This window comes from Zhongshania sp. (assembly GCF_041623545.1).
Taxonomy (GTDB): Bacteria; Pseudomonadota; Gammaproteobacteria; order Pseudomonadales; family Spongiibacteraceae; genus Spongiibacter.
The window spans coordinates 1-10,987 of the sequence record NZ_JBFJWS010000090.1 but is presented as its reverse complement, the minus strand read 5'-3'; the positions used below and the strand labels follow the sequence as shown (position 1 = coordinate 10,987).

9 protein-coding genes are annotated in these 10,987 nt (G+C 50.3%); 7 read left to right on the top strand and 2 right to left on the bottom strand.

Annotated elements, in window-relative coordinates:
* The first annotated feature begins 34 nt into the window (after positions 1-34).
* The 4 genes from rpsK (at position 35) to rplQ (ending at position 2,556) form a co-directional block, all read left to right on the top strand.
* Positions 35-430: a 30S ribosomal protein S11 gene (gene rpsK / locus ABYT30_RS10045; protein ID WP_008248301.1), complete on the top strand. Its 396-nt coding sequence runs from the start codon at positions 35-37 to the stop codon at positions 428-430.
* Positions 431-453: 23 nt separating this feature from the next.
* The gene (rpsD, locus tag ABYT30_RS10040; protein ID WP_373096291.1) at positions 454-1,074 is read left to right on the top strand and encodes a 30S ribosomal protein S4; all 621 of its coding nucleotides are present in this window, start codon (positions 454-456) and stop codon (positions 1,072-1,074) included.
* Between the two features lie 33 nt (positions 1,075-1,107).
* Positions 1,108-2,109: a DNA-directed RNA polymerase subunit alpha gene (rpoA, locus tag ABYT30_RS10035; protein ID WP_008248297.1), complete on the top strand. Its 1,002-nt coding sequence runs from the start codon at positions 1,108-1,110 to the stop codon at positions 2,107-2,109.
* A gap of 63 nt (positions 2,110-2,172) precedes the next feature.
* Positions 2,173-2,556: a 50S ribosomal protein L17 gene (gene rplQ, locus ABYT30_RS10030; RefSeq protein WP_373083383.1), complete on the top strand. Its 384-nt coding sequence runs from the start codon at positions 2,173-2,175 to the stop codon at positions 2,554-2,556.
* A 115-nt stretch (positions 2,557-2,671) separates the two neighbouring features.
* On the opposite strand, the gene uvrA is transcribed toward rplQ, so the two are convergent.
* Positions 2,672-5,518, bottom strand: coding sequence for an excinuclease ABC subunit UvrA (gene uvrA, locus ABYT30_RS10025; protein WP_373083382.1), 2,847 nt, complete (start codon positions 5,516-5,518; stop codon positions 2,672-2,674).
* A 152-nt stretch (positions 5,519-5,670) separates the two neighbouring features.
* Between uvrA and ABYT30_RS10020 the strand changes: the two genes are divergently transcribed.
* Both ABYT30_RS10020 and ssb read left to right on the top strand, forming a co-directional pair.
* The gene (locus ABYT30_RS10020) at positions 5,671-7,035 is read left to right on the top strand and encodes an MFS transporter (RefSeq protein ID WP_373096289.1); all 1,365 of its coding nucleotides are present in this window, start codon (positions 5,671-5,673) and stop codon (positions 7,033-7,035) included.
* 83 nt (positions 7,036-7,118) lie between these two features.
* Entirely contained in the window at positions 7,119-7,634 is a 516-nt protein-coding gene (gene ssb / locus ABYT30_RS10015; protein WP_373096287.1) for a single-stranded DNA-binding protein, read from the top strand.
* 189 nt (positions 7,635-7,823) lie between these two features.
* Here the strand turns inward: ssb and ABYT30_RS10010 are convergent, their stop codons facing one another.
* Positions 7,824-10,202 carry a TonB-dependent receptor gene (locus ABYT30_RS10010; protein WP_373096286.1) on the bottom strand — a complete coding sequence of 793 codons (2,379 nt, stop codon included), beginning with the start codon at positions 10,200-10,202 and terminating at the stop codon, positions 7,824-7,826.
* 400 nt (positions 10,203-10,602) lie between these two features.
* Here ABYT30_RS10010 and ABYT30_RS10005 point away from each other — a divergent pair.
* Positions 10,603-10,987: hypothetical protein (locus tag ABYT30_RS10005; protein WP_373096284.1), on the top strand; the 385-nt coding region annotated here is incomplete at its 3' end.

Genomic DNA, 10,987 nt, shown 5'->3' with positions numbered 1-10,987 from the left:
TGTGTAGTGTTGATATTAGAGATGGAAATAGAACATGGCCAAACCAGGCAAGCAACAAGCTCCACGGAAAAAGGTCAAAAAGACCGTCGTGGACGGTGTCGCACATATACATGCGTCATTTAACAACACAATTGTAACCATTACAGATCGTCAGGGTAATGCGCTGAGCTGGGCTACGGCCGGCGGAAGTGGTTTCCGTGGCTCTCGTAAAAGTACACCTTTTGCTGCTCAGGTCGCTGCAGAGCGCGCTGGTAATGCTGCTAAAGATTACGGTTTAAAAAATCTTGATGTGCAAGTTAAAGGTCCGGGCCCAGGTCGCGAATCTGCGGTCCGCGCGCTGAACAATTGCGGCTACAAGATTACTAACATCACCGACGTGACGCCTATTCCGCACAATGGTTGCCGTCCTCCCAAGAAACGTCGCGTTTAATTAACAGTTGAGGAATACAGAAAATGGCTAGATATTTGGGCCCAAGCTGTAAATTATCCAGACGGGAAGGCACCGACCTGTTCCTAAAGAGTGGCGTACGTCCGCTGGATTCAAAATGTAAAGCAGAAACTGCACCCGGTATGCACGGTGCACGTCGTGGTCGTCTATCTGACTACGGTGTTCAGCTTCGTGAAAAGCAAAAAGTACGTCGTATGTACGGTGTTCTTGAAAAGCAATTCCGCGCTTATTATGCAAAAGCTGCTCGTCGTAAAGGCGCAACGGGTGAGAACCTGCTGCAGCTTTTAGAAAGCCGCTTAGACAACGTGGTATACCGCATTGGTTTCGGCTCTACTCGTGCCGAATCTCGTCAGCTGGTATCGCACAAGTCAGTACTGGTTAATGGCAAAACGGTTAACGTACCGTCTTACCAAGTTCAAGCTGGTGATGTGGTTAGTGTTCGTGAGAAAGCTAAGACTCAATTGCGGATTCAATCTGCAATTACTCTGGCTGCACAGCGCGGTGACTGCGCATGGATCGATATTAACGCCACTAAGATGGAAGGCGTTTTTAAGAGCGTGCCAGATCGTAGCGACTTGTCTTCAGAGATCAACGAACAATTGATCGTTGAGCTTTACTCGAAGTAAGTTAACCTCCGGACAAATCACTACAGGTGAATTATGCAAAGTGCTGTCAATGAATTTTTAACCCCGCGTGTCATCCAAGTTGAAGAATTTGGCCAGACTCGCGCGAAAGTGACCTTAGAACCGCTTGAGCGGGGATTCGGTCATACCCTGGGTAATGCCTTGCGCCGTATTTTGCTGTCTTCTATGCCGGGCTGTGCAATCACCGAAGTTGAGATTGATGGTGTATTGCATGAGTACAGTGCAATGGAAGGTGTGCAGGAAGATGTTATTGAAATCCTGCTTAACCTGAAAGAAGTTGCAGTAATCATGCACGGCAAAGATCAGGCAATTTTGAGCTTGAACAAAAAAGGCCCAGGTGTTGTTACTGCAGGTGATATCCAGACTGATCACGAAATTGAAATAGTTAACACCGATCACGTTATTGCGAACCTGAACGATGATGGCGAGATCAATATGCGCCTGACTATCGCTCGCGGTCGTGGTTACGTACCGGCAGACGCGCGTGATAACGGCGAAGAAGAAACCCGTTCAATTGGTCGTCTTCAATTAGATGCCAGCTACAGCCCGATTAGCCGCGTAAGTTATGTGGTTGAGAGTGCGCGTGTTGAGCAGCGTACTGACTTAGATAAATTGGTTCTTGATTTAGAGACCAACGGTACGATTGATCCCGAAGAAGCCATTCGCCGTGCGGCAACCATACTTCAGCAGCAGCTGGCAGTATTCGTTGATCTTGAAAGCGAAGGTGAAAACGAGCCGTCACGTGAAGAAAACGAAGTAGATCCTATTCTGCTGCGTCCGGTAGATGATTTAGAGCTGACCGTGCGCTCTGCCAACTGCCTGAAAGCGGAAAATATCTACTATATCGGTGACTTGGTCCAGCGCACAGAGGTTGAGCTTTTGAAAACGCCTAACCTTGGTAAGAAGTCGCTGACAGAAATTAAAGACGTATTGGCATCGCGTGGTTTGTCCTTGGGTTTGCGCCTAGACAACTGGCCGCCAGCAAGTCTTAGAAACGACGACCGAGTTCTTGCTTAAGTTTAAGTAAGCACTCTCGAATATTTTTTGCTGAGATAGCAACGTTTATTAAAGGAAAAAGCCATGCGTCATCGTCATAGTGGCCGCCAATTAAACCGTAATAGCTCACATCGTAAAGCGATGTTCCGCAACATGACGGCGTCGTTGGTAGAGCACGAAATGATTAAAACCACCTTGCCAAAGGCAAAGGAACTGCGCGGTTATGCAGAGCCTTTGATTACCCTTTCAAAGGTAGACAGTGTTGCTAACCGTCGTTTGGCGTTCGCCAGACTGCGTTGTAACGCTGCGGTCGGTAAATTGTTTACTGATTTAGGTCCTCGCTACGAAGGTCGTCCCGGCGGTTATATCCGTATCATGAAGTGCGGTTTGCGCGCTGGTGATAAGGCTCCAATGGCTTACGTAGAGTTGGTTGACCGTCCTGCACTAGAAGAAGCTGACGACGAGTAAATCTCGACGTAGCGAAAAAAAGCCGACTTTGTAAGTCGGCTTTTTTTTGTCTTAAATTTATGGGTGCTTTTATTTGGGTTTGCATGTGCGGCAAACCCGTGAGGGGGCGATGTGTTTAAGCGCGGCGTTGCTTTGCCAGCTTAAGTACGTCAGCGAGAAAGTGGCCAGTGTGGGATTGAGGCATGGTAGCAATATCCTCAGGTGTTCCTTCAGCAATGATCATTCCGCCGCCGCTACCACCCTCAGGCCCAAGATCGACGATCCAGTCAGCGGTTTTTATAACGTCGAGGTTATGCTCGATGACGACGACGGTGTTACCGTGATCCCGCAGTCGATGGAGTACTGTTAGCAGTAATTGGATGTCTTCAAAATGAAGTCCGGTAGTCGGTTCGTCAAGAATATAAAGGGTTTTACCGGTATCTCGTTTAGATAGTTCCTTCGCTAACTTAACGCGTTGCGCCTCGCCGCCAGAAAGCGTGGTGGCGGCTTGCCCGAGACGGATATAGCTGAGCCCCACATCCATTAAGGTTTGCAGTTTCTTGCTGATAGATGGCACATTTTCAAAGAAGGTGTTGGCGTCCTCAACAGTCATGTCTAAGACTTCATGAATATTTTTACCTTTATAGACAATTTCAAGTGTTTCGCGGTTATAGCGTTGACTGCGGCAGACCTCGCAAGCGACATAGATGTCGGGTAAGAAGTGCATTTCTACTTTGGTAACGCCATCGCCCTGGCATGCTTCACAGCGGCCACCTTTAACGTTAAAGCTAAATCGACCGACTTTGTAACCTCTAGAGCGCGCCTCTTGCGTTCCTGCAAAAAGCTCTCGGATCGGGGTGAAAATACCTGTGTAGGTTGCTGGATTTGATCGCGGTGTTCTACCAATAGGGCTTTGATCGATATCAATGCATTTATCGACCTTCTCAAGTCCGGTCACCGCGCGATGTGGCGCGGGTGTTAATGTTGTTGCGCCATTCAGCACGGTGGCTGCTACAGGGTATAAGGTGTGATTGATTAGAGTGGATTTGCCGGAGCCGGAAACGCCGGTGACGCAGGTCATTAAGCCCAGAGGAATAGTAAGATCGACATCGCGGAGATTGTTGCCGGTAGCGCCCTCTATTTGCAAACATTGCTCAGGGTTAACCGGGTGGCGTAGGTCTGGTATCGCGATCGCCCGCTTGCCAGAGAGGTACTGGCCGGTAAGGGACTCTTCGCTATTTAAGATGTCGTCCAGTTTGCCCTGTGCGATTACGCGGCCACCGTGTACGCCTGCGCCGGGTCCGATATCGATAATATGGTCTGCAGTGCGGATAGCGTCTTCATCGTGTTCAACAACAATTACAGTATTGCCGATATCCCTTAAATGCCGAAGCGTCTTTAGCAAGCGCTCATTGTCTCTTTGGTGCAGGCCGATTGACGGCTCGTCGAGTATATACATTACTCCGACTAGGCCGGCGCCGATTTGGCTGGCGAGACGTATACGTTGGGCTTCACCGCCAGATAGCGTGTCGGCACTTCTATCCAGGGTTAGGTAATTAAGGCCGACATCGACTAGAAAGCGTAGGCGGTCGTTTATTTCTTTAAGAATTTTTTCCGCAATCTGGGCGCGGCGGCCGCTGAGTTCGAGCTTGGTAAAATACTCCCGCGCAGCGCCCACCGGCATGGCGGTTATTTCAGGCAGAGTATTGTCCAGTATAAAGACATTGCGGGCCTCTTTGCGAAGCCGCGTGCCGGCGCAATCTGGGCAGGACTGGGAGTTTAAGAACTTGCTGAGTTCCTCTCGAACCGTTTGGGATTCGGTCTCTTTGTAGCGGCGGTCCATATTGGGGATGACGCCTTCGAAGGAGTGCTTGCGCTGGAAATTGTCGCCGCGGTCATTGATATAGGTGAAGCTGATTTCTTCGGCGCCACTGCCATAAAGAATTTTATGGCGGTGATCTTCGCTGAGCTCTTCAAAGGGCGCGTCAATGTCGAAGCCATAGTGCTCGGCAAGTGAGGTAAGCATATGAAAATAATAAACGCTGCGCCGATCCCAGCCGCGAATCGCGCCGGTCGACAGACTGACGTCCGGGTGCTGCACTATGCGGGAGGAGTCGAAAAACTGCTTAACACCAAGTCCGTCGCAGCTGCTGCAGGCGCCCAGCGGGCTGTTAAAGGAAAATAGTCTAGGCTCAAGTTCGGATAGACTGTAGCCACAATGAGGGCAGGCGAACTTGGAGGAAAAGGTTAGTTCGGCTGCTTTTTCATCATCCATGTCGGCAATGCTGGCGATGCCGTCGGTGAGTTCGAGAGCGGTTTCAAAGGATTCCGCTAAACGCTGGGTGAGGTCAGCGCGCACTTTAAAGCGGTCTACGACTACTTCTATAGTGTGTTTTTTGTTCTTGTCGAGAGTCGGTAAGTCGTCGAGGTCTGTTACCAAGCCGTTAATTCTGGCGCGCACAAAACCTTGGCTGCGCAATTTTTCAAAGGTGTGTATGTGTTCGCCTTTACGATTTTGCACAATCGGCGCCAGCATCATTAGCTTGCTGCCCTCAGGTAGAGCTAACACGGTGTCGACCATTTGGCTTACGGTCTGCGCAGATAGTGCGGCGTTATGCTCTGGGCAGCGGGGTTCACCGGCGCGAGCGAACAATAGGCGTAGGTAGTCGTAAATTTCCGTGATGGTGCCCACGGTTGATCGCGGATTGTGGGATGTCGATTTCTGTTCGATCGAGATGGCCGGCGATAGGCCTTCGATATGGTCAACGTCTGGCTTTTCCATCATCGACAAAAATTGTCGAGCATAGGTCGAGAGCGATTCAACGTAGCGGCGTTGGCCTTCTGCGTAGAGCGTGTCGAAAGCCAATGACGATTTGCCAGAACCGGACAGGCCGGTAATCACCACCAATTTGTCGCGGGGTATATCAAGATCGATATTCTTTAAATTGTGGGTGCGGGCCCCGCGAACGATAATCCGATCCATATATATTTCCGGCCTGATAAACCAAGCATTATACGACGCTGACACCATGCGGCGCAAAATAAGCTGGCCGGTAATATATGATGGTTTTTTGATAGGGGTATAACTGTTAGAATGTGATTTAAATCCCTCAAATTTCTAGGATCTCCCCGCCCTTGAACCATCAATCGATGAGTGCAATTGAGCTGCGTGCGATTGTGTCGCTAGCATGCCTGTACGCCTTTCGCATGCTTGGTTTGTTTATGTTGTTGCCGGTATTAAGTTTGTACGCGGCGGAGTATGAATTTAGCACCCCAGTATTAGTGGGTTTGGCGCTGGGTATTTATGGGTTGGGTCAAGCGGCACTGCAGGTGCCACTGGGTATGCTGTCAGATCGCATTGGTCGCAAGCCAGTTATAATTAGCGGTTTATTACTCTTCATCGCGGGCGGTTTGCTTGCTGCGGGCGCCGACACTATTTTTGGCGTTATCATTGGCCGCTTACTGCAGGGTACTGGCGCCATTGCCAGTACATTAACAGCGTTGCTCGCCGATCTCACGCGGGAGCATCATCGCACCAAGGCCATGGCGGCAATTGGAGTGAGTATCGGGGTGTCGTTTGCCGTGGCGATGGTGATTGGGCCGGTGCTGGCGTCATGGTTTGGTGTATCGGGTTTGTTTTTGTGTACGTCGGTACTGGCAGGCTTGGGAATACTCGTTACCTTGTTCCTCGTGCCAAGTCCGGAGGGGCAGCGTCTCGACCCAGATAGTCAGTCCCTGGGTGGTTTGCTGGTGCGCTGTTTAAATGATCGTAATTTAATGCGCCTCAATCTCGGTATCTTTAGTTTGCACGCAATTTTAATGGCGATATTTGTCGCTGTGCCGGGCATTTTAGAGACGCAGGGCCTGCTTCGCGATGACCACTGGCAAGTGTATCTACCGATGATGGTGGTGGCCTTTATTGCGATGGTGCCGCTTATTATAGTGGCTGAAACCCGCAACAAAATGCGTGAGGTATTTTTGCTGGGCATTGCTGCAATAGGCTTGGCGTTGTTGGCTGCTGCAGTTTGGGGCCAGATGTTTATGCCGTTACTTCTTACTATTACTCTGTTTTTTGTGGCGTTTAATTTAATGGAAGCGTCGCTGCCTTCGCTAGTGAGTAAGACCGTTTATGCTGGGGGTAAGGGGACCGCAATGGGGGTTTATTCCACATTCCAGTTTTTTGGTGCGTTTTGTGGTGGAGCTGTTGGCGGTGGCTTATATGGCCGCTGGGGGGCGAGTGCTGTGTTTGCCGGTGCTGCAGTTTTAGCTGGGGCATGGCTAATGGCCGCGTGGGGAATGTCAGTACCGCTTAAAACAGAAAGTATCGTTTTAAGCTGGCAATTTGGCGCCGGCGATGCCGCTGATATTCGTCGTGAAATCCTTGCGCTGCCCGGTGCAATAGACGTTACCGTACTGGAGAGTGAGCGCATCGCTTACCTGCAGGTGGGTCGTGATTTTGATCTGGCGAATTTACCCGCAGGTTTGCAATTAGGCAGCTAATGGCCGCTCTCAGCGGAATCCGGTATAGTGCAGTATCTGTTGCGGACGTTGGTTCGCATTCATAGAAAAACAGGAGAGAACGCATGGCGCGTGGTATAAATAAAGTTATTTTGGTCGGTAATTTGGGCCAAGATCCCGAGACCCGTTACATGCCTTCCGGTGGTGCAGTGACCAACGTCACCATCGCAACCAGCGAGACTTGGAAGGACAAACAAAGCGGGCAGCCCCAAGAGCGCACAGAGTGGCACAGAGTTGTCTTCTTTAATCGCTTGGCGGAAATTGCCGGTGAATATCTAAAGAAAGGCTCTAAGGTCTATGTTGAGGGCTCGCTGCGGACACGTAAATGGCAGAATAAAGAGGGTGTTGACCAATACACCACTGAAATCGTAGCTGCCGAAATGCAAATGTTAGATGGTCGCGGTGGATCTGGTGGTGGCGCCTCGAGTGGTGATGATGGCTACGGTCAGCAACAAGCACCTCAGGCGGCGGCGCCTCGTAGGGCTCCGCCACCGCAGCAGCAAAATCGTGCGCCCGCCCCCGCACCGGCTCAGAATCCTCCGGCGGGTTTCGATGATTTCGACGATGATATTCCATTTTAAAAAACACCATAGACTATAATGTGAAGTATTGCCCTGAAGGCCCAGCTAATGCTGGGCTTTTTGGTTTTTGGGTGTGTAGTTGGTTTCTTCTTCGCGCGATTAAGCCTGTGTTAAAAATATCGGGCGGCGCACGCAATTCGAAAACCTACTTGCGTGCGCTTTAAGCCCTTAAAGTAGCGAGTATTCCCTTTAGTACTTAACGATTAAGTCTATGCCATAGCTGCGCTCTTCAACGAATGTCCCCGCTCCAAACGCGCCAAAATTGGTGATGAAGTCTATATTATCGTCGTCAGTTAGGTTTCGTGCCCAAACAGCCACTTCGCCATTAAACTCATTGCCAAGATTGATTTCTTTAAGCGCAATACGCGCATTCACTATCCACGTCTCCGGAGTGAATTCGGCGACACCAAATGGTGTGGCGTGCGCCCGGCCCGGATTGGCTTCTAGGCGGACTTTGGTTCTCCATATCCCGGTAAGGCCGAAGCTCATATAAGCATCGCCAAAGACCGGGTTGGTCTCGTAAATCGTGGAGAGATTGCCGTTCCATTCAGGGCTAAGGGTTTGTAAATAATCAGAGTTTGGGAATTCATTCGGTCCGGATGCCTGTACTGTTTGTGCAACCAGATCTGTGACCCGCGTAAATTTATTATCTTGGTAGCCAAGTGCAGCACTAATAGTGAGGCCTTCTGCCGGTAGTGCGGTGAGCTCAAACTCTAGGCCCTGTGACTCGAGGTCGCCGCCCTCGACTATGAGTACTGCGAATTTTTCCGCGCCGGGAACATTGGCGCCGCCTTGCGATGTTTGCAGCTTTTCATATCGCACATGATACACCGCGATATTGCTGCGTAATCTACCGTCAAGGAAATCCGCCTTCGATCCTGCTTCCCATGAGGTGGCTTGTTCAGCGTCAAAGGCAAAGCTGCCCACGGAGCCGCCAGACACAAAGGCGGTTGAATATTTTGCGTAGACCATAATGTCGTCATTTATTTGGTAGTGTAGTCCGAGTAGGTAGCTTATATTCTGATCGTCGTAGCTAAAACTCTCCGTCGTCAAATCGTCGGCATTGCCGCTTACAAAGCTGCCTGATTTTGCATCGACCGTATATCGAGCACCGGCGGTGAAATCCAAATTGTCCGAGAGGTGAAATTCCGATTGCGAATAGACCGCATAAGATTCTGCTTCATTGAAAGAAACCGCTTGGTTTCCCGCGGGCACGGTATAGTCTGGAAAAGTCGCGAAAATGAACACGTTGGCTGAATTTCTTGGGCTGCCCGACTCGTCTTCTGACTCATAGTAGAGTGCGCCAGTGGTCAGCGTTGCAATCTCTGTGCTGTAAATCAGCTGGATTTCGTTGCTCCAATGGTTGCCTTCGCCATTAGCTTGGGAGCAGACGAAGCAGAATGGTGTTCCCGGTGGGACGCCGAACAGTAAGCTGCTTAGCAGGCCGGTTTTCCAACCGCTCGTGGCCGTAATGTCTGCCGTTGCCAGAATGGCGACTTCGCGATAGCCGAAGGTGTTCTTCAATACCAGGTTATCGTCGATATCCCAGACCGCGTTAAGGCTATGGCCACGAACGGACTGGTCTCTCGCGACTGTCCAGGTGTTGTCGACCGCATCCGGCCGGGTCTGGCCTTCACCGAGCTTGTCGGCATTTTCACTTACCACCGTGTCGACGATCAATGCGTCGGCGGGAGCAAAGCTACCAGTATAGACATCGGTAACCATGGCGTTACCGCGTGGGGTGCCATGGTCGGTACTGTAGTCGTATTTATACGTTAGGCTGAATGATTCCGTAGGCTCAAATCGAGCGGCCAAAAAGAAGTTCTCATTGTCGATTGCACCGAGTGTTTCTGGTGACGTTTGCTTGCCCCCGCCGTAGGCGGAGCGATCCCATACAATTCCAGCACCTTTATTATCAATATCGCCATCCTTTTTTTCTTGTGCATAAGTAAGATAGAGGCTAATCGGACCCATCGCCGGAAAATCTAAGGATGTCTCAGTCGCGAGCAGATTGCGATTGCCTGTGCTCACTTTCTGCCGGAACCCCCACTCTCCATTGGGGTTGCGAGTGCTGACACTAACCGCACCGCCGGTTGCGTTGCGGCCGAATAGGGTTCCCTGAGGCCCTCGTAGCACTTCGAGTTGCTGGATGTCAGGTAGAGTAAACATAGAGCCCCGCGGCGAACCGATGTACACCCCGTCAAGGTAAATGGAGATTTGTTTGTCAGAGCCCGCGACAACACCGTAGCTGGTGATGCCGCGCATATTGAAAGCCGGAAGATTGGTGCCGCCAACGGCAGGACGAACGGTAAGATTGGGGGCTAGGCCTGATAGGTCAACGACGCTGCTTACGGCGTTAACGTCCATGGCGTCGCGCGTTAGCGCGGTTACCGCGACAGGAACATCTTGCAGGCTTTGATCGCGTTTCTGGGCTGTAACAATAATCTCTTCAAGGGTGAGCTTGCGCTCTTTCGCGATTACGTCCGCTGACGGAAGTACACTAAGTACTGTTATAAATAGGCAGGTCAGATGTGATTGCTGGTATTTAGCGTGTAGATTTAATTTCATATCGATATTTCCCACAGTAATTATTCGGTTTGAGTAATTTAGGGTGATATTTTGGTCAATAGCTTTCTTTTGTTGGTCGTAATTCTTCGATGTGGTCAGCCGGCGTTGCAAGGCGGAGCGAGCAAATTTTCCGTATTATTTTTATAGCTAACAGGTTTGGCTGCCCGTCACGGGGTATCTTGTTTTCATGTCTTGCCAATATGTCGTCGAGTAGGCCGCAACTCACTTTAATTGACACAATGTTAGTTGTCGAGCTTTCTAGTCAATAAGTGAATGACGTAGAGCTAGAGCAGAGTTGACGCGTTATTTTTGCTGCCATTAATTGGCGTTGTGTTATTTTTCTTGGTACAGCTAGTGCTAACATCCGCCATTCGGTAAATTCTTGCGCATCGTGACAGCATTGAGTAATGTTGAACAATTTACTGGTGTTTTACGTATTGCCGTCTACACGGTATGTCCGCAAGTTGCGACTACTTGCCCCACTGCTATTTTCTGTGATTTTTCTGTGAATGTTATTGTAATTTCTCGACCCGGCGCGTTGCTTACCGCATTACTGGGCCAGTTTGCATCGCGGGGCCGCGCGACTATTAATGTGTCTTTTGATGAGTTGGCTGGGCTTGGCGATGATTTGTTGCGCGGCGCCTTGGTGATTGATGCAGATGCGCTTTGTTATTTGCAGCGCAATTCTGGTTTTGTCGACGCAGAGCATCAGCGTCTACTCGCTTTGCGCGAGGAGTTTTTGGCGCGGTGCCGGCAATGGCGTGTCCCGTATTTATTGCTGAGTG

Bases quoted from the DNA above. Each gene is read 5' to 3' on its own strand.
- rpsK (WP_008248301.1), top strand. From the start codon at position 35: ATGGCCAAACCAGGCAAGCAACAAGCTCCACGGAAAAAGGTCAAAAAG.
- rpsD (WP_373096291.1), top strand. From the start codon at position 454: ATGGCTAGATATTTGGGCCCAAGCTGTAAATTATCCAGACGGGAAGGC.
- uvrA (WP_373083382.1), bottom strand. From the start codon at position 5,518: ATGGATCGGATTATCGTTCGCGGGGCCCGCACCCACAATTTAAAGAAT.
- ABYT30_RS10010 (WP_373096286.1), bottom strand. From the start codon at position 10,202: ATGAAATTAAATCTACACGCTAAATACCAGCAATCACATCTGACCTGC.
- rpoA (WP_008248297.1), top strand. From the start codon at position 1,108: ATGCAAAGTGCTGTCAATGAATTTTTAACCCCGCGTGTCATCCAAGTT.
- rplQ (WP_373083383.1), top strand. From the start codon at position 2,173: ATGCGTCATCGTCATAGTGGCCGCCAATTAAACCGTAATAGCTCACAT.
- ssb (WP_373096287.1), top strand. From the start codon at position 7,119: ATGGCGCGTGGTATAAATAAAGTTATTTTGGTCGGTAATTTGGGCCAA.